Origin of the sequence: Brevundimonas naejangsanensis DSM 23858 (assembly GCF_000421705.1) — a bacterium.
In the GTDB taxonomy this organism is placed as follows: domain Bacteria; phylum Pseudomonadota; class Alphaproteobacteria; order Caulobacterales; family Caulobacteraceae; genus Brevundimonas; species Brevundimonas naejangsanensis.
Genome location: NZ_ATXN01000002.1, coordinates 777,665 through 796,359 on the forward strand (window position 1 = coordinate 777,665; position 18,695 = coordinate 796,359).

The 18,695-nt window shown below is 67.5% G+C and carries 16 protein-coding genes and 1 tRNA gene; all 17 read left to right on the top strand.

The annotated features are described in order from the left end of the window. Nucleotides 1–9 precede the first annotated feature (9 nt). The 17 genes from H556_RS0104040 to H556_RS0104120 all read left to right on the top strand — a co-directional run bounded on the left by H556_RS0104040 (nucleotide 10) and on the right by H556_RS0104120 (nucleotide 18,695). Nucleotides 10–876, top strand: coding sequence for a hypothetical protein (locus tag H556_RS0104040; protein ID WP_024353213.1), 867 nt, complete (start codon nucleotides 10–12; stop codon nucleotides 874–876). 154 nt (nucleotides 877–1,030) lie between these two features. Then, nucleotides 1,031–1,624 (top strand): YfbR-like 5'-deoxynucleotidase, encoded by a 594-nt coding sequence (locus H556_RS0104045; RefSeq protein ID WP_024353214.1) that lies wholly within the window; start codon nucleotides 1,031–1,033, stop codon nucleotides 1,622–1,624. A gap of 8 nt (nucleotides 1,625–1,632) precedes the next feature. After that, a complete protein-coding gene (locus H556_RS0104050) occupies nucleotides 1,633–2,586 on the top strand; it encodes an NUDIX hydrolase (RefSeq protein ID WP_024353215.1) in 954 nt (317 codons plus the stop codon). A 97-nt stretch (nucleotides 2,587–2,683) separates the two neighbouring features. Then, a tRNA-Ser gene (locus H556_RS0104055) sits at nucleotides 2,684–2,773 on the top strand. A gap of 226 nt (nucleotides 2,774–2,999) precedes the next feature. Continuing rightward, nucleotides 3,000–3,212: a hypothetical protein gene (locus H556_RS0104060; RefSeq protein WP_024353216.1), complete on the top strand. Its 213-nt coding sequence runs from the start codon at nucleotides 3,000–3,002 to the stop codon at nucleotides 3,210–3,212. A 68-nt stretch (nucleotides 3,213–3,280) separates the two neighbouring features. Next, nucleotides 3,281–3,499 (top strand): hypothetical protein, encoded by a 219-nt coding sequence (locus H556_RS0104065; RefSeq protein ID WP_024353217.1) that lies wholly within the window; start codon nucleotides 3,281–3,283, stop codon nucleotides 3,497–3,499. A gap of 169 nt (nucleotides 3,500–3,668) precedes the next feature. Continuing rightward, nucleotides 3,669–5,114: an aldehyde dehydrogenase family protein gene (locus H556_RS0104070; protein ID WP_029673186.1), complete on the top strand. Its 1,446-nt coding sequence runs from the start codon at nucleotides 3,669–3,671 to the stop codon at nucleotides 5,112–5,114. Nucleotides 5,115–5,131: 17 nt separating this feature from the next. After that, nucleotides 5,132–5,896 (top strand): glucose 1-dehydrogenase, encoded by a 765-nt coding sequence (locus H556_RS0104075; protein WP_024353219.1) that lies wholly within the window; start codon nucleotides 5,132–5,134, stop codon nucleotides 5,894–5,896. A gap of 4 nt (nucleotides 5,897–5,900) precedes the next feature. Beyond that, a complete protein-coding gene (gene leuB / locus H556_RS0104080; protein ID WP_211216105.1) occupies nucleotides 5,901–6,992 on the top strand; it encodes a 3-isopropylmalate dehydrogenase in 1,092 nt (363 codons plus the stop codon). A gap of 10 nt (nucleotides 6,993–7,002) precedes the next feature. Further along, entirely contained in the window at nucleotides 7,003–8,289 is a 1,287-nt protein-coding gene (locus tag H556_RS0104085) for an acetylornithine deacetylase/succinyl-diaminopimelate desuccinylase family protein (protein ID WP_024353221.1), read from the top strand. Between the two features lie 4 nt (nucleotides 8,290–8,293). After that, on the top strand, nucleotides 8,294–8,860 hold the full coding sequence (locus H556_RS0104090) for a cupin domain-containing protein (RefSeq protein ID WP_233551957.1): 567 nt from the start codon (nucleotides 8,294–8,296) through the stop codon (nucleotides 8,858–8,860). Nucleotides 8,861–9,044: 184 nt separating this feature from the next. After that, a complete protein-coding gene (aptA, locus tag H556_RS0104095) occupies nucleotides 9,045–10,376 on the top strand; it encodes an omega-aminotransferase AptA (RefSeq protein ID WP_024353223.1) in 1,332 nt (443 codons plus the stop codon). Between the two features lie 27 nt (nucleotides 10,377–10,403). Beyond that, nucleotides 10,404–12,620, top strand: a complete 2,217-nt coding sequence (locus tag H556_RS0104100; protein WP_024353224.1) for a TonB-dependent receptor — start codon at nucleotides 10,404–10,406, stop codon at nucleotides 12,618–12,620. A 62-nt stretch (nucleotides 12,621–12,682) separates the two neighbouring features. Continuing rightward, on the top strand, nucleotides 12,683–14,266 hold the full coding sequence (locus H556_RS0104105) for an alkaline phosphatase D family protein (protein WP_024353225.1): 1,584 nt from the start codon (nucleotides 12,683–12,685) through the stop codon (nucleotides 14,264–14,266). A 23-nt stretch (nucleotides 14,267–14,289) separates the two neighbouring features. Beyond that, nucleotides 14,290–15,132 (top strand): acid phosphatase, encoded by an 843-nt coding sequence (locus H556_RS0104110; RefSeq protein WP_035302738.1) that lies wholly within the window; start codon nucleotides 14,290–14,292, stop codon nucleotides 15,130–15,132. Nucleotides 15,133–15,297: 165 nt separating this feature from the next. Further along, nucleotides 15,298–17,841, top strand: a complete 2,544-nt coding sequence (locus H556_RS0104115; protein ID WP_245559407.1) for an ABC transporter substrate-binding protein — start codon at nucleotides 15,298–15,300, stop codon at nucleotides 17,839–17,841. Beyond that, entirely contained in the window at nucleotides 17,838–18,695 is an 858-nt protein-coding gene (locus tag H556_RS0104120) for an ABC transporter permease (RefSeq protein ID WP_024353228.1), read from the top strand. The genes H556_RS0104115 and H556_RS0104120 overlap by 4 nt, the downstream gene beginning before the upstream one ends.

Here is an 18,695-nt window from a genome sequence, read left to right on the forward strand (position 1 = left end):
GAGCCGACCATGCAACAGATCACCTGGCCTGTTATCGCCCTGGCGCTGATGGCCGCCGCCTGCGACAACCCCGGCACGGTGCGCATCACCACGTCTTCGACCTCGGATTCGTCCGGGGTGCTGAAGGTGGTCGACGCCCTGCAATGCCCCCAGACCCAGGGCGTGCTGACGCGCAAGGGTTCGGCCCGCGCCGACGGGTCGTGCGTCTATGGCGGGCCGCGCGGTTCGGAAGTCATCCTGCAACTGGTTCAACTGGACGGCCGCTCTTCCACCGAGGCCCTGAAAAGCTTTGAGAACCGCCTGACCTCCGACCTGCCCGAGGCCGTGGCCGAGGTGGAGGCCGAAAACGCCCGCGTCGAGGCCGAGGCCGCCAGGGCTGAGGCGGACGCAGCCCGCGCCGAAGCCGATGCGTCCCGCGCCGCCGCCGAAGCCGAGGCCGCCGCCGGCGATTCCGCCCAGGTCAGGATGCCGGGCCTGCGCGTCGATGCTCAGGGCGACAAGGCCACCGTCCGACTGCCCGGCATGAAGATCGAGGCCGACGGCGACCGCGCCAACATCCGCATCGGCGGCCTGACCATCCGCGCCGACGACAAGTCCAGCCGGGTCAACGTCTCGTCCCGCGACGACACGGTGAACATCGACGCGACCGACGGCGCCGCCCGCATCCGCACCAGCGGTTCCGGCGAGGCGGTGCGCGCCACCTTCCTGATGACCGGCAAGGAGGCCTCGGCCAGCGGCTGGCGCACGGTCGGATACGAGGCGCGCGGCCCGGTCGGCGGCCCCATCGTCGTCGCCACCGTCCGCAGCAAGGACCGCGACCCGGACCGCCTGTTCGACGCGGCCAAGGCCTTGGTGACGCTAAACGTCGGCGATTAACCCCCATCTATCGCAACGGCCGCCCTTGATCGCGCGTTCGGTCTGAGTCACCAGCCTGAGCATGCGCAACATCAAGACCTTGGCCGAAGAAATCGAAGACGCCGGCCCCGCGCCCCGAGTCCGCAAACCCAAGCCGCCCCGCGCCTGGCAGCGGATGCTGTCGGGCCGCCGCCTGGACCTGCTGGACCCGTCGCCGTTCGACATCGAGATCGAGGACATCGCCCACGGTCTGGCCCGCGTCGCCCGCTGGAACGGCCAGACCATCGGCGAGCACGCCTTCTCGGTCGCCCAGCACTCCCTGGTGGTCGAGGAGATCGCCGCCCACATCCGGCCGGGGCTGGAGCCGAAATGGCGCCTCGCCGCCCTGCTGCACGACGCCTCGGAATACGTCATCGGCGACATGATCTCGCCATTCAAATCGGCGCTTGGCTCCAGCTACAAGGATTTCGAGGCCCGACTGGAAGCCGCCATCCACGTCCGCTTCCAACTGCCTCCCAAGACGCCGCAGACGATCAAGACCCTGATCAAGAAGGCCGACAAGGCCTGCGCCTTCTATGAGGCGACGCAACTGGCCGGCTTCACCCGTCGCGAGTCCCTGCAGATCTTCGGGGCCCCGCCGCCCGGCTATGATCTGGTGATCGAGCCCCAGCCCGCCGCCGTCGCCCAGCAGCGCTATCTGGACCGCTACCGCGTTCTGGCCGAAGCTGTCGGCATCCTGCCCGGCGCCGACGCTTGGCACACAGAATAGGACGCTTGATGAAGCAGGGGGGCGAACAGGGCGTGCGGATCGGCCTGTCGGCCGTGGTCATCGCCCTGCGCGAACGTCAGGCCGTAGTGCTGACCACACATGCCCCGGACGGCGCCTCCGCCCTGCCCTTCGGCCCGTTCGATCCGTCGCGCGACCGGACCTTTGAACTGGCCCTGCGCGCCTTCGTCACCGAACAGACCGGCTTCCCGCTCGGCTTTGTCGAGCAGCTCTATACCTTCGGCGACGCCGGTCGCGCCGCGCCCCGCGCCACGCCGGGGCCGGAACGCGCGCGCGAAGTCTCCGTCGGCTACCTGGCCCTGACCGCTGAGGCGCCCGACGCTCCCGGCTTCGCCTCGGGCAGGGACGCCGCGTGGACTCCTATCTTCGACATCTTTCCCTGGGAGGACTGGCGCCAGGGCCGCCCCTCCGTCCTGGCCAGCCTGCGTTCAGACCTGGCCGACTGGGCAGGCGATGATCCCGCCCGACGCGGCCGCGCCGAGTCCCTGTTCGCCCTCTCGCCCGACGCGCGCTGGAACGAGGAGCGCGTGCTGGAACGCTATGAACTTCTCTATGAGGCGGGCCTGGTCGCCGAATCCGCCCGCGATCATGACCGGCCCGTCCCGGCGCCTCTGGGCGACCTGTCCATGACCTCAGACCACCGCCGCATCGTCGCCACGGGCCTTGGCCGACTGCGCTCCAAGCTGAAGTACCGCCCGGTCCTGTTCGACCTGACGCCGCCGACCTTCACCCTGTCCGCTCTGCAGAACGCGGCCGAAGCGGTGGCGGGCCTGTCCCTGCACAAGCAGAACTTCCGACGCGGCGTCGAGCGCACCGGCCTGGTCCAGCCCACTGGCGTTTTCGCCAGCGACACCGGCGGCCGCCCGGCCGAACTTTTTCGCTATATCGGCCCCGAACCGGCCGGCGGCGCCCCTTCGGGACTGGCTCTTCCCGGACAGCGTTGAAGCGGCAGTCGATTTTCTTCGACATACGGCTTGCAGCCCGACACGGCTTTCATTAGAGAGACCGCTCGCTCAGCCCCATTAGGGACTACCGACCCGCGGAGAGGTGGCAGAGTGGTTGAATGTACCGCACTCGAAATGCGGCGTACGTGGAAGCGTACCGGGGGTTCGAATCCCCCCCTCTCCGCCACATATTTCCTTCCTGAAATTGTAGAATTGCGCTCCCGCCCGATAGCTTGGGTGGTTGGAGGGGCAGGCGTCGCCGTCTTCAGGCCAGAGCGACGGGCGTATCACTGAGGCGCCTGGGGGTTTCCCGTCAGTTCCCGCCCCGTTCCCAAACTTTTCGTGTAGCGCTGCTGTAGGAACCGGCTTCTCCCCTGTTGCTTGATTTCACTCAATCAACAGAGAGAACCGTCATGACCGACGTCCAACCGAACGACCCCAACCGCGACGACGAGACCGGCCTTGATGGCGACGAGGTCGAGGCTGGCCGAGCCGCCCGGAAGGCGGCCGCCAACCAGGATCCAGAGCAGACCAGCAACCCCGCTGACCGAAGCGCGACGCCCTCAACCGGCGGCGCTGGCGCTGCTGGCGCCGGTGGTCCCAAGGGCTTTGGCACAGGAACCTGAACAGTGTGGAGAGGAGAGAGAGGTACGAGCAACGACCTCGCTCTCTCCTCCTTCACAGGGAGAAGACGATGACGGCAAATGATCAAGACCCTCGCAGCCCCGCTGACAAAGACAGCCTCCAGGAGCAGGCCCGCCGCGAGACCGGCGACGCAGAACGCCGCGACCGACACCCCGATCCCAGCGTCACCACCCCTCAGCCGGACGAAGACCCTGACCAACGCCGAAGGCTGGAAGAAGAAGCCGCCAAGGCTCCTGCGCCGACGGCGCCGATCGCCAACCCGGATTGAGCTTTTCGTTGAGATTGGCCAATATCGCTCAATATTTTGAGCATCATAGACGCTAAATCAACAACTTAGCCCCCGCGCAAAAAGGGCTTGTTGCATAATCCGTAATGCGGCCCACTCTCAGGCTAGCGATCCCTCAGAGAAGATCGCAGGCAGGATGGGCGGGAAACAAATGGCGGCGCCATTTTCCACGGACAGGATTTTCATAGGCGGTGTATGGCGATCCGCCGCCGACGGCGCCACCCTGCCGATTGAGAACCCGTCGACGGGCGAGGTCATGGGCGCTCTGGCCGCCGGGACCGCCGCCGACGTGGACGCCGCCGTCCAGGCCGCCCGCGCCGCCTTCGACGGAGACTGGGGCCGCATGACGGCCGTCGAGCGCGGCCGCATCCTGGCCCGCATGGGACGCGAGGTCGAAGCCCGCATCGACATGCTGGCCGAGCTTGAGGCGCTGGACGTCGGCAAGCCGCTGAAACAGGCCCGCAACGATGTCGTCGCCCTGGCCCGCTATCTCGAATTCTATGCAGGCGCAGCCGACAAGCTGCACGGCGAAACCATCCCCTTCCAGGACGGCTACACCGTCTACACCCTGCGCGAGCCGCACGGGGTGACGGGGCATATCATCCCCTGGAACTATCCGATGCAGATCATCGGCCGCTCGGTCGTGGCCGCCCTGTGCGTCGGCAACGCCGTGGTGCTGAAGCCCGCCGAGCAGGCCTCTCTGACAGCGCTAGCCTTCGCCCACATCGCCGCCGACTGCGGCCTGCCTGCGGGCACGCTGAACGTCGTGACCGGCACGGGCGCCGAGGCGGGCGCGGCGCTGGCCGCCCATCCGGTGATCAACCACCTGTCCTTCACCGGCTCGACCGGCGTGGGCGTCGCCATCCAGCAGGCCGCAGCGATCAACGCCGTGCCGGTGACGCTGGAGCTGGGCGGCAAGTCGCCCCAGTTGGTGTTCGACGACGCCGATCTGGACAAGGCCCTGCCCTTCCTCGTCAACGCGGGCGTCCAGAACGCAGGCCAGACCTGCTCGGCCGGATCGCGCGTGCTGGTTCAGCGCGGCGTCTATGACGAGGTCGTACGCCGCATGGCCGAGCGCTTCGCGGCCCTGACCGTCGGCCCCGCGATGGACGACCGCGATGTCGGTCCGCTGGTGTCGAAGAAGCAGCAGGCCATGGTCGAGAGCTTCATCGACAAGGGCCGCGCCGACGGCCTGATCGTGGCGCAGGCGAGGCTGTCCGACCTGCCGTCAGGCGGCGCCTATGTCGCCCCGACCCTGTTCGCCAATGTCGCGCCCGACCATCCGCTGGCGCAGCAGGAGATCTTCGGCCCCGCCGTCGTCGTCATCCCCTTCGACACGGAAGACGACGCCGTCGCCATCGCCAACGGCACAGACTACGGCCTCGTCGCAGGCGTCTGGACCGCTGACGGCGGGCGACAGATGCGGCTGGCGAAGCGGCTGCGGGCCGGACAGGTCTTCATCAACAACTACGGCGCGGCGGGCGGGGTCGAACTGCCCTTCGGCGGCGTCGGAAAATCGGGGCACGGTCGCGAGAAGGGGTTCGAGGCGCTCTACGCCTTCACCACCCTGAAGACCGTCGCGGCCCATCACGGATAGCGCAAGGGAGTAGCGTCTTGGGGGAGAACAGATCGAAGCGGCTGGAGGGCAAGCGAGCGATCGTCACAGGCGGAGCCTCCGGCTTCGGCGCCGGTATCGCGCGCCGCTTCGCCGAGGAAGGCGCCCGCGTCATCGTCGCGGACCTGAACCTTGAAGCCGCCCGCACGCTGGCCGCTGAACTGGGCGACGCCGATCTGGGCGTGAAGGTCGATGTGTCCAGCGCCGCCGACGTGGCCGCACTCGGCGAGACAGCTGAGCGCCTGCTGGGCGGCGTCGACATCGTGGTCAACAACGCGGGCGTCGGCCACACGCCCCAGCCGCTGGACGAGCTGTCGGACGAAGCCTTCGACCGCATCGCCAACGTCAACATGCGCTCCATCTATCTGATGTCCAAGGCCTTCGTCCCGGCGATGAAGGCGCAAGGATCGGGCGCCATCCTGAACATCGCCTCGACCGGCGGCGTCAGCCCCCGCCCGAACCTGGCCTGGTATAACGCCTCCAAGGGCTGGGTCATCACGGCGACGCGGGCGATGGCGGTCGAACTGGCGCCCTTCCAGGTGCGGGTGAACGCCCTGAACCCGGTGGCGGGCGACACCCCCCTGCTGAAGACCTTCATGGGCGCCGACACCCCCGAGGTGCGAGCCAAATTCCTGGCCTCCATTCCCATCGGCCGCTTCTCGACGCCCGAGGACATGGGCGCCGCCGCCGCCTTCCTGTGTTCGGACGACGCCTCAATGATCACGGGCGTGGCGCTGGAGGTCGACGGTGGCCGCTGCATCTGACCGCGTGTTCAAGCTGCTGGTCCTGCCGGGCGACGGCATCGGGCCTGAGATCGTCCGTGAGACCCTGCGCGTCATCGACTGGGCCCGGAACGCCGGGCTGCGGATTGAACTGAGCGAGGCCCTTGCGGGCGGCGCCAGCATCGACGCCGTGGGCGCGCCCATCGCCGAGGATGTGGTCGAGCAGGCGCTGGCGTCGGACGCCGTCCTGTTCGGCGCCGTCGGCGGGCCGAAGTGGGACCACCTGCCCCGCGCCCAACGGCCCGAGATGGGCATCCTGCGCCTGCGTCAGGCGCTGGATCTCTACGCCAACCTGCGCCCCGCCGTCTGTTTCGACGAACTGCTGGACGCCTCGGCGCTGAAGCCCGACCTGATCCGGGGCCTCGACATCCTGATCGTGCGCGAGGCGACGGCGGGCGTCTATTTCAGCCTGCCCCGCGCCAACGAGGTCGCCCCCGACGGCCAACGCCGCGCCTACGACACTCAAGCCTACACAGAAGCCGAGATCGCCCGCGTCTGTCGCACGGCGTTCGAACTGGCCCGCACCCGCCAGCGCCGCGTCTGCTCGGTGGACAAGGCCAATGTCATGGAGACGGGCGCCCTGTGGCGCGCCGTCGCGATCGAGGTCGCCGCCGACTATCCCGATGTGGAGCTGTCGCACATGTACGCCGACAACTGCGCCATGCAGTTGGTTCGTCGCCCGGACCAGTTCGACGTCATCGTCACCGACAACTTGTTCGGCGACATCCTGTCGGACGCGGCGGCGGCGCTGACCGGATCGCTGGGCCTGCTGCCTTCCGCTTCCCTGTCCGGCTTAGGAAAAGGCGGCAACAGCCGGGGCCTGTATGAGCCGATCCACGGCTCGGCGCCCGACATCGCGGGGCAAGGCATCGCCAACCCCATCGCCACCATCCTGTCCTTCGCCCTGTGCCTGCGCTGGTCCTTCGACCGAGCGGACCTGGCCGACCGGCTGGAACACGCCGTTCGGCGCGTCGTGTCCAGCGGCGTCCGCACCCCCGATATCGCCCACCCCGGCGTCGCCGCCGTTTCCACCATTGAGATGACCGACGCGGTGCTGGCCGCCTTGGCCGCCGAGTGAGGTTCCACCGATGAGCGCCCCGACCCTGCAAACCGTCATGGACCTGATCGACGGCCGCACCGACGAACTGGTCGCCCTGACCCAGGACCTGATCCGCTTTCCCACCATTAATCCGCCGGGCGAGGCCTATCGCCCCTGCGCCGAATACATCGGCGAGCGACTGAAAAAGCGCGGCTTCACCGTCGAATACGTACGCGGCGAGGGCTCGCCAGGCGACAGCGACCAGTACCCGCGCACCAACGTCATCGCCCGCTGGACCGGCTCTGAACCGGGCCCTTGCGTCCACTTCAACAGCCACATCGACGTGGTCGAGGTCGGCGCCGGCTGGACCGTCGATCCCTTCGGCGGCGAGGTGAAGGACGGCAAAGTCTACGGCCGGGGCGCCTGCGACATGAAGGGCGGGCTGGCCGCCTCCATCATCGCGGTCGAGGCCCTGATCGATTCCGGCCTGCCCCTGCCCGGCGCGCTCGAAATCTCCGGCACGGTGGACGAGGAATCGGGCGGCTACGGCGGCGTCGCCTATCTGGCCGAGCGCGGCTGGTTCTCGGAGCCAAAAGTCAACCATGTCATCATCCCCGAGCCGCTGAACGTGGACCGGGTCTGCATCGGCCATCGCGGCGTCTGGTGGGCCGAGATCGAGACCAAGGGCCGCATCGCCCACGGCTCCATGCCCTTCCTGGGCGACTCCGCCATCCGCCACATGGGGGCGGTGATGGAGGAGTTCGAGAGCAAGCTCTATCCCGCCATGGCCGCCCGCCATTCCGACATGCCGGTCGTGCCCGAGGGCGCCCGCCAGTCGACAATGAACATCAACTCCATCCACGGCGGCCAGGCCGAGGGCTTCGACGGACTGCCCGCGCCCTGCGTCGCTGATTCCAGCCGCATGGTCATCGACCGCCGCTTCCTGATCGAGGAGTCTCTGGAGGACGTGAAGGGCGAGGTGCAGGCCATCCTCGACGGGCTGGCGGCCCAGCGTCACGGCTTCCGCTATGAGATGCGCGACCTGTTCGAAGTCGCCCCCAGCATGGCCGACCGCGACGGTCCCGTCGCCAGCACGACCGCCGCCGCCATCGAGACGGTGCTCGGTAAAAAAGCCCAGTTCGTCTGCTCGCCTGGCACCTATGACCAGAAGCACATCGACCGCATCGGCCGGCTGAAAGACTGCATCGCCTATGGCCCCGGCGTGCTCGACCTGGCGCACCAGCCCGACGAATGGGTCGGCATCGACGACATGACCAACTCGGCCAAGGTCATGGCGCGGGCGGCCTATGATCTGCTGACCCGCAAACGGAGCTGACAGGGTGGCGCGTGGCGATATGGAAGAAGAAAACATCATCGGCCCGCGCCTGCGCGCCCTTCGGGACCGCCTCGGCCTGTCGCAACGCGCGCTCGCCCGCAAGGCTGGGGTGCCGTCCAGCACCGTCAGCCTGGTCGAGAGCGGCCGTACCAGCCCATCCGTCGGTTCGCTGAAACGGCTGCTGGACGCGGCGGGCATCTCGCTGGGCGACTTCTTCAGCTCGGAGTTCGAGACCCCGACCAAATACTTCTATCGCCACGACGAACTGACTGACATCTCGCGCGGCGAGGTCTCCTATCGCCAGTTGGGCTCCAGCCAGGATTCCAGCCTTCAGATCCTCTACGAGACCTATCAGCCCGGCTCGGACAGCGGCCGGGTCATGCTGTCTCACGAAGGCGAAGAAGGCGGCATGATCATCTCGGGCCGTCTGGAAGTCACCGTCGACGGCCAGTCGCGCGTGCTGAAGGCGGGCGAAGGCTATCTGTTCCCCAGCGTCCTGCCGCACCGTTTCCGCAACATCGGCGACTGCCCCTGCGTGGTCATCAGCGCATGCACGCCGCCAACCTTCTGACGCCCCCGATATAGGCGATCATTATATCGATCATTGGAATATTTTTGCTATCAATCTCAGCATCATAGGCTGAGAAAGAAACAGGCTTGCTGCAAACAACGATCCATCGGCTACTCATTCCCGAAAGGGTGAAGATCGGCCATGACCGCTCCAGACTGCGCGAGCCGTGACGAAGGATGACCGCATGATCGCTGCAAACGTCGGCAAAGCCGCCAACGACCTTGATCCTTTCTGGATGCCGTTCACGGCGAACCGCGCCTTCAAGGCACAGCCGCGCCTGTTCGCCTCGGCCAAGGACATGCATTACTTCACGCCGGACGGTCGTGCGGTGATGGATGGCGCCGCCGGCCTGTGGTGCGTCAACGCCGGCCACGCCCGCCGGCCGATCGTGGAGGCCATCCAGCGTCAGGCCGAGGTTCTCGACTACGCCCCGACCTTCCAGCTGGGCCATCCGCTGGCGTTCGAGCTGGCGTCGCGTCTGGGCATGCTGCTGCCGGGCGACCTGAACCACGTCTTCTTCGCCGGTTCGGGGTCCGAGGCGGTGGACAGCGCCCTGAAGATCGCCCTCGCCTATCAGAGCGCCAGAGGTTTTGAGAACCGCACCCGCCTGATCGGCCGCCAGAAGGGCTACCACGGCGTCGGCTTCGGCGGCATTTCCGTGGGTGGACTGGAGAACAACAGGCGCGGCTTCCTCACCCTGCCCGGCGTCGACCATCTGCCGCACACGCTGAACCTGGACGAGGCCGCCTTCACGCGCGGCCAGCCGAGCTGGGGCCTGCACCTGGCCGATGAGCTGGAGGTTCTGATCGAGGGCCACGGCGCCGAGACCATCGCCGCCGTCATCGTCGAGCCCATGTCCGGCTCGGCCGGGGTCATCGTGCCGCCGCTTGGCTATCTGGAGCGTCTGCGCGAGATCACGGCGCAGCACGGCATCCTGCTGATCTTTGACGAGGTCATCACCGGCTTCGGCCGTCTGGGCGCCCTGACGGCGGCCGAGGCTCTGGGCGTCACGCCCGACCTGATGACCTGCGCCAAGGGGCTGACCAACGGCGCCGTGCCGATGGGCGCTGTCGGCGTCAGCGCCGCCGTCTATCAGGCCGTGGTCGAGGGCGCGGCCGGGCCGGGCATCGAGTTCTTCCACGGCTACACCTATTCCGGCCACCCGCTGGCGGCGGCGGCCGGGCTGGCGACGCTGGACGTCTATGAGAACGAAGGCCTGTTCCAGCGCGCGGCCGAACTGACGCCCTACTGGCAGGACGCCGTGCACAGTCTGAAAGGGCTGCCGCATGTCATCGACATCCGCGACATGGGTCTGGTCGCGGGAATTGAGCTTGAACCCCGTCCCGGCGCGCCCGGCGCCCGCGCCACGGAAGCCTTCCACCGCGCCTTCGATGACGGAATTCTAGTAAGGGTTACAGCAGATGTCATCGCGCTGTCGCCTCCTTTGATTATCAGCCGCGACCAGATCGACGAGTTGATCGATCGCCTTTCCAGCATCATCAAAACCATAAGTTAGAATAACAATGGTATTGAGGGGGACGATATGAACAAATATATCTTGGCATCTTCTGTCAGTTTACTGACAATAGCTGCTTTCTCCAACGCCAATGCTCAGAGCAACGCTCGCTCGGGAGAGCAGGCGACGCGCGTCGATGAGATCATCGTCACTGCCCAGCGCCGCGAACAGGCCAGCCAGGACGTCGGCGTGTCGCTCAGCGTCATCGGCGGCGAACAGCTCGATGAGAAGGGCATCTCGGTCGTCAACGATCTTGAGAACGCCGTCCCCAACATGGAGGTCGACAGCCAGTTCGGCGGCGGTCAGCCCCAGTTCCGCATCCGCGGCATCGGCGCGCGCGAATACTCGTCGAACAACGCTTCGACCGTCGGCATCTATGTCGATGAAGTGGCCCACCCCTACACCGTGACCACGCAGGGCGCGATGTTCGACATCGCCCGTCTGGAAGTCCTGCGCGGACCGCAGGGCACCCTGTACGGCCGCAACACCACCGGCGGCGCCGTCAATATCATCACCAACGCCCCGACCGCCGATTTCCAGGCCGGTTTCAACGCCGAATACGGCACGTTCGACCGCTATAAGGTCGAGGGCTATGTCTCGGGCCAGATCGCCCCGACCCTGCTGGGCCGTCTGGCCGCCGTCACCGAGCAGGGCGGCGCCTGGCAATACCACCGCGACACCGGCGAGAAGCTGGGCGACCTGAACAAGACCGCCATTCGCGGCCGCCTGACCTGGGACGTCAGCGAGACCGTGACCGCCGACCTCAGCGCCACCTATTCGATCGACAAGTCCGACGGGCGCGGCTTCCGCCTGCTCGGCCCCTACACCGTCGCCGACGGCAGCGTGACCTATCCCAAGGACACGGCGTGGCGCATCACGGGCTGGGGGATTTCACCGCAACTGGCCGCCAAGGCCGGCGTCTCGACCAACGCCAAACCTTTCCGCGACAATGACGGGTTCGACATCAACGCCCGCATCCGCGCGGATCTCGGCTGGGCCGACCTGACATCGATCACCGCCTACCAGACCTTCTCGCGCAGCGAATTCAACGACTGGGACAGCACGCCCTTCCACGAATCGAACGTCCTCTTTTACAATGACATCGACGTCTTTGCTCAGGAACTGCGCCTGAGTTCGAACGGCGATGGCCCGTTCAACTGGATGGTCGGCGCCCACTATGCCGACGAGAGCATCGACGGCGGCTTCTACACCGAATTCCGGGGCAACCCGAACCTGATCGACACAGCCTATGATCAAAGCGTGTCGGCCTTCGGCATCTTCACCCACAACTCCTATCAGGTGAACGAACGGCTGAACCTGATCGCCGGCCTGCGCTGGGAAACGGAAGAGCGGACGCTCAAGAGCGGCGGCACCTATGTCGCGCCCAACCCGCCGCCGCCGCCCGTCACCTACGACACCGACCTCAATGAAGTCTCGGGCCGACTGGGGCTGGAGTATAAGGTCACGGACGACGCCCTGTTCTACGCCAGCGTGGCGCGCGGCGTGAAATCCGGCGGCTTCACCACCTACAACGCCACTTCGGCGACCCCGTTCAAGCCGGAAATCGTCATCGCCTATGAGGCGGGCCTGAAGTCCGACCTGTTCGATCGCCGCCTGCGGTTGAACGGCGCCCTGTTCTACTATGACTACAAGGACCAGCAGGTTCAGGGTCTGGAATACGATCGCGACACCGGTCGACTGGGCAAGATCACCAACGTGCCCAAGTCGCACATCATGGGCGGCGAGATCGAACTGACCTGGGTGCCGATGGACGGCCTGACCATCAGCCAGAACATCGGCTACAAGACCGGCGAGTATGATGAATACAACGCCATCGACGGGCCTGCGACCGACGCCGCCAACCCGGTCGACGGCCCCTGGGACAACATCATCACCAACGACCGCTCGGGCGAACGCCTAGCCTTCCCCAAGATGAACTACGGCGGCGCCATTTCCTATGACTGGGAAATGTCGGGCTGGGAGCTTCGCGCTGAAACCAACTACAACTACCGCGACGAACTCTACTCACTGAGCTCCTCGTCGATCATCGAGCCCTTCTGGCTGTGGAACTCCAACTTCAGCGTTTCGCCAGCCGGGGCCAACTGGCGGGCGGGCCTGTGGGTGCGCAACATGTTCAACACCTACTACGAAGAGACCCGCAACGGCTTCAACAGCTCGTCGCGGCCGACCACCTCGCCCAGCCAGGGCCGCACCTATGGCGTGCGGCTGTCGATGGACTTCTAAGGCTCCCTCCCAAGCAAGACGGGCCGGTTCCGCCGGCCCGCCTTGCGCCTTTTGCTGATGGTATGATGGCTTATTCCGCCCCCCGCCTTGATCGTCGCGCCCTGCTCACGGGTTTGGTCGTCGCGCCCGCCGTGCTGAGTTTCGGCCGGGCGCAGGCGGGCGGCGCCTATCTGTTTCCGCTGGGCGTCGCCAGCGGCGATCCAGCTCCGGACGGCTTCGTCATCTGGACCCGGCTTGCCGCCGATCCCCTCGCCGCCGATGGGCTGGGCGGCCTGTCCGCAAACATTCCGGTGCGCTGGGAAGTCGCTGCCGACGACCAGTTCCGCCGCATCGCCGCCGCCGGGGATGTGACCGCCTCAAGCGACGCCGCCCACAGCGTCCATGTCGAGGTCGCCGGCCTCGCCCCCGGCCGCCCCTACTGGTATCGCTTCACCGCCGAGGGCCAGCAGAGTCCGACCGGCCGCGCCCTGACCACGCCCGCTCCGAACGCCGCCGCCGACCGCCTGCGTCTGGCCGTCGCCTCCTGCTCGCACTGGGAGCGCGGCTATTTCAGCGCCTATGGCCATATGGCCGACGAACAGCCTGACCTGACCCTGTTCCTGGGCGACTACATCTATGAATACAGCCTGGGGCCGGATCGCGCCGATCAGGTGGTGCGTCCCTACAACCTCGAAGAAGCGACGACGCTGGCCGGCTATCGCAACCGCTACGCCCTGCATCGCACCGACGCGAACCTTCAGCGTCTGCACGCCGTCGCCCCGTGTGTCGCCATCTGGGACGACCATGAGGTTCAGGACGACTATTCCGGCGTCTGGTCCAAGGTTTCCGGCGTCGCGCCCAGCGATTTCCTGCAACGCCGCGCCGCCGCCTACCAGGCCTTCTACGAGGCCATGCCGATCCGTCGCACGCGCCTGAGCGCCGCCTTGCAGATGCCGATCTATCGTCGCGTCCGCTATGGCAGGCTGGCCGAGTTCTTCATGCTGGACGGGCGCCAATACCGCTCTAAACAACCGTGCAGCGACGGCGAGAACGGCGGCAAGGGCCAGATCGTCACCGACGCGACCTGCACCGACCGGCTGGATCCCTCGCGCACCTTCCTCGGCTTCGAGCAGGAGCGCTGGCTGTACGACGGCCTGGCCCGCGCAGACGCGCGCTGGAACATCCTCGGCCAGAATCTGGTGATGGCGGGCCTGCGTCTGGCCCGCAGCCCGGCCGAGGAAAACCGCTACTGGACCGACACCTGGGATGGTTTCCCCGCCGCACGCGACCGCCTGACCTCCGCCCTGTCCGAACTGAAGCCGTCCAATCCTGTGGTGCTCAGCGGCGACTACCACTCCTTCTGGACCAATGACGTCAAGCTGGACAGCCGCGACCCGTCCTCGGCCACCGTGGCGACCGAGTTCGTCGGCACCTCCATCACCTCGACCGGCCCCAGCTACGACGGGCTGATGGCCGTCATGCCCAATAATCCGCAGGTGAAGTTCTTCGACAGCCGCCCGCGCGGCTATATGTCGATCGACGTGCGCCCCGACCGCATGGATACGCGCTATCAGGTCATCAGCGACGTCCGCGATCCCAAGGCCAGCCTGTCGACCCTGAAATCCTGGACCGTTGAATCGGGCCGCCCCGGCGCCGTCGCCGCATGATCCTTTCCGACCGGAGTTCCCCCATGACCCAGCCGCGCCTCGCTTCTTCACTCATCGCCATCGGGTTCGCCCTGGCCCTGGGCGGTTGCGCCGGCGCGGTTTCGACGCAGACGGCGGCGGTCGACGCGCCTGCGCCCGTGAGCTTCTGGGAAGGCTTTCGCGACCACCCGCACGGCTATCTGACAGCTGAGAACACGCCCAACGCCGCCAACTTCCTGCCGCCGCCGCCCGAGGAAGGCTCCCTGCGCGAACAGGCCGACATCGCCGCCTATCGCGCCATGCGGTCGCTGGAAGGCTCCGAGCGCTGGGCCATCGCCCGCGCCGACAATGAGATCGAGACGCCCGGCGCCCCGCGCGCCTTCGACTGCGCCCTTGGCTTCAAGTTCGAGCCTGAACAGATGCCGACCCTGACCCTGCTGATGGGCAAGATGCTGGGCGATCTGGAGATGATCCAGACCCCGGCCAAGAAGGGCTATTTCCGCAAACGCCCCTTCGTGGTCGAGCCTTTGCCGACCTGTATCGCGCCCGAGACATGGCTGGCGGCCAGCGGCTCCTATCCGTCGGGCCACTCGGCGCTGGGCTGGGCCTGGTCGCTGGTGCTGGCCGAACTGGCGCCCGACCGCGCCGACGCCATCCTGCGACGTGGACTGGCCTATGGCGAAAGCCGCGCGGTGTGCGGCGTCCACTATGTCAGCGACGTCGAGGCGGGCCGCATCGTCGGCGCGACCATCGTCACGCGCCTGAAGGCCGATCCGGCGTTCCAGGCCGACTTCGCCCGCGCCAGGCAAGAGTTCGAGGCCGCCCGCGCCGCCGCGACCGAAAGCACCGCTGCCTGCCCCGCCTCGCTGTCTCGCCAGCCCTGGTGAGGCGCGCTTAATCCATGGCGTGAGTGCAAATCCATGACGTAGGCTGACGCAGATCGGCCGCGTCGCAAGGGGGGAGATCGAGGGAAGGTGACGAAGACAGGGGCGACACGCGTCGCGACAGCATCCCGACGGCGCAGCCGGAACGGCGGGCTTCGGTCCGGCCTGATGACGCTTATGTTGTCGCTGGCCCTGTGCCTCGTCTGGGGCCTGACGGCGCAACAGGTTCAGGCGCAAGCGCCGCGTGACCGTCTGGTGCTGGGCCTGCCGCTGGAGCCGCCGAACCTCGATCCGACCTCGGGCGCAGCGGCGGCGGTGGATGAAGTCGTCTACGCCAACCTCTTCGAAGGCCTGACCAAGCTGACCCAGAACGGCGCCGTCGCCCCGTCGTTGGCCGAGTCGTGGGAAGCCGCCCCCGACGGCCTCACCTGGACCTTCCACCTGCGGCGCGGCGTGATCTTCTCCGACGGCTCGCCGTTCGACGCCGCCGTCGCCAAATTCTCTCTCGACCGCATCACCGCCGAGGGCTCGACCAACGCCCAGAAGGCCCTGTTCGAGCCGATCCGCAATGTCGAGGTCGTCGACCCGACGACCCTGCGCATCCACCTGTCGCGGCCGATGGCGACCCTGCCCTACGTCCTGGCCTGGGGCGACGCCGTCATGGTCTCGCCCAGCAGCGTCGCGACCAACGCCGTCACCCCCGTCGGCACCGGCCCATTCAAGCTGCAGAGCTGGCAGCGCGGCAGTCAGCTGACCCTGATCCGCCGCGACGGCTACTGGGGGCCTGCGCCCCGCCTGAACACTGTCGTCTTCCGCTTCATCAGCGACCCGACCGCCGCCTTCGCCGCCGTAAGCGCCGGCGACGTGGACGCCTTCCCCAACTATCCCGCGCCCGAGAACGTGGCCCAGTTCCAGCGCGACCCGCGCTTCCGCGTCGTCGTCGGCGCCTCCGAAGGCAAGGTCATTCTGGGGATCAACAACACCAAGGCGCCGTTCAATGACGTGCGGGTGCGCCGCGCCCTGTCCTACGCCATCGACCGGGACGCCCTGATACAGGGCGCCATGTTCGGCTTCGGCCAGCCCATCGGCAGCCATTATTCGCGTCAGGCGCCGGGCTACGTCGACCTGACCGGCATCTATCCGCACGATCCCGCCAAGGCGCGCGCCCTGCTGGCCGAGGCGGGCTATCCCGACGGCATCGACGTGACCCTGCGTCTGCCGCCGCGCCCCTACGCCCGGCGCAGCGGCGAGGTGCTGATCTCGCAACTGGCGCAGGCGGGCATCCGCGCCAGGATCGAAAACCTGGAGTGGGCCCAGTGGCTGGATCAGGTGTTCAAGCGCCGCCAGTTCGACCTGACCATCGTCGAGCACGTCGAGCCGATGGATTACGACATCTATGGCCGCAAGGACTACTATTTCGGCTACGACAGCCCCGCCTTCGACGCCCTGCTGGCTCAGGTCAACGCCGCCCCCGACGAGCCGACGCGCAACCGCCTGCTGGGCGATCTGCAACGCCGCATCGCCGATGACGCGGTGAACGGCTTCCTGTTCCAGTCCTCGCGCATCGGCGTGTGGAAAGCGGACGTGAACGGCCTGTGGATCAACGGCCCCATCGCCGCCAACGACGTCACCGGCGCCTACTGGACCGGCGCGGGCGCAGCGGGCGCATCGACTGCCGAGCGCACGGGCGGCGCCCTGCCCTGGGGCTGGATCAGCCTGATCGCAGGCGCGGCGCTCCTCGCCTTCGTCGCCTGGCGCTTCGGCGCGGTCTGGCTGCTGAAGAAGCTGGGCGGTCACGCGCTGACTCTGCTGGCGGCGACCGTGGTCATCTTCCTGCTGCTGCAGGTCGTGCCCGGCGACCCGGCCAGCTATATGATGGGGCTAAACGCCAGCCCGGAATCCATCGCCGCCCTGCGCCAGCAGATGGGCCTCGAAGGCTCAGGCCTTGAGCGCTATTTCGCCTGGCTCGGCGACCTGCTGACCGGAAAGTTCGGGACCAGCTACACCTATCAGGTGCCGGTCGGCGGCCTGATCGCGGAACGTCTGGCCGTGTCCGCGCCGCTGGCCCTGATGGCCACCGTCCTGTCGCTGCTGGTCGCCCTGCCCATCGGCGTCACCGCCGCCAGCCGCAGGGGAACCGCCGTCGACACCGGCCTGATCGGCGTCACCCAGGTCGGCGTCGCCCTGCCCAACTTCTGGATCGCCATGCTGCTGATCCTGCTGTTCTCGGTGAACCTGGGCTGGTTCTCGGCGGGCGGTTTCCCCGGTTGGAACAGCGGCTTCTGGCCCGCCTTCAAGGCCCTGATCCTGCCCGCCGTAGCGCTGGCCGCGCCGCAGGCCGCCATTCTGGCGCGCGTGCTGAGAACCGCCCTGCTCGACACCATGAACGAGGACTATGTCCGCACCGCCCGCGCCAAGGGGCTGTCGGTCAATCAGGCCCTGTGGCGACACGCGCTGCGCAACGCCTGGATCCCGGTCCTGACCATCCTTGGCCTGCAATTCCCCTTCCTGCTGGCGGGCGGCATCATCATCGAGAACGTCTTCTCCCTGCCCGGCTTGGGCCGACTGGTCTTCCAGGCCATCACCCAGCGCGACCTGATCGTGGTGCAGAGCGTGGTGGTGGTTCTGGTCTTCGCCGTGGTTCTGGTCAGCTTCCTGATCGACCTCGCCTATCTGTTCGCTGATCCGCGCCTGAGGGGACGCCGCGCATGACCGACGCCCCCGCCATCGCCGCCCCCGCCAAACCCCGCGTGCGCTGGCCTCTGTCGTTGATCGTCGGCGCAGGCCTGACCACCGTCGTGCTGGCGACCGCCCTGCTGGCGTTGGCCTGGACGCCCTATGACGTGGAGGCGGTGGACATCGCCGCCAAGCTGACCGCCCCCTCCGCCGCCCACTGGATGGGCACGGACCACTTCGGCCGCGATGTGCTGTCGATGATCATGGCGGGGGCGCAGAACTCCCTCGTCGTGGCCTTCATCGCCGTCGGCATCGGCGTCGGCATCGGCACGCCTCTGGGCCTGACCGCGGCGGCGCGCGGCGGCTGGATCGACGAACTGGTCATGCGCGGCAACGACCTGATCTTCGCCTTCCCCGCCCTGCTGCTGGCCGTGATGATCACCGCCGTCATGGGGCCGGGCGCGATCAACGCCGTCATCGCCATCGGCGTCTTCAACATCCCCGTCTTCACCCGCGTCGCGCGTGGCGCGGCGCAGGGCCTGTGGACCCGCGAATACGTCCTGGCCGCCCGCACGGCGGGCAAGTCCAAGGCCCTGATCTCGCTCCAGCACATCCTGCCCAATCTGATGAGCCTGCTGGTCGTTCAGGCGGCGATCCAGTTCGCCGTCGGCATCGTGGCCGAGGCCGGCCTGTCCTACGTCGGTCTCGGCGCCCAGCCTCCCGCGCCCAGCTGGGGCCGGATGCTGGCCGAGGCCCAGACCATGATCGGCTTCGCGCCCTGGCTGGCCGTCATGCCGGGCCTGGCCATCTTCGTGACCGTGCTGGGCCTCAGCCTGACCGGCGACGGCCTGCGCGACCTGTTCGACCCGCGCGTGCGGCGGGAGCGTTGA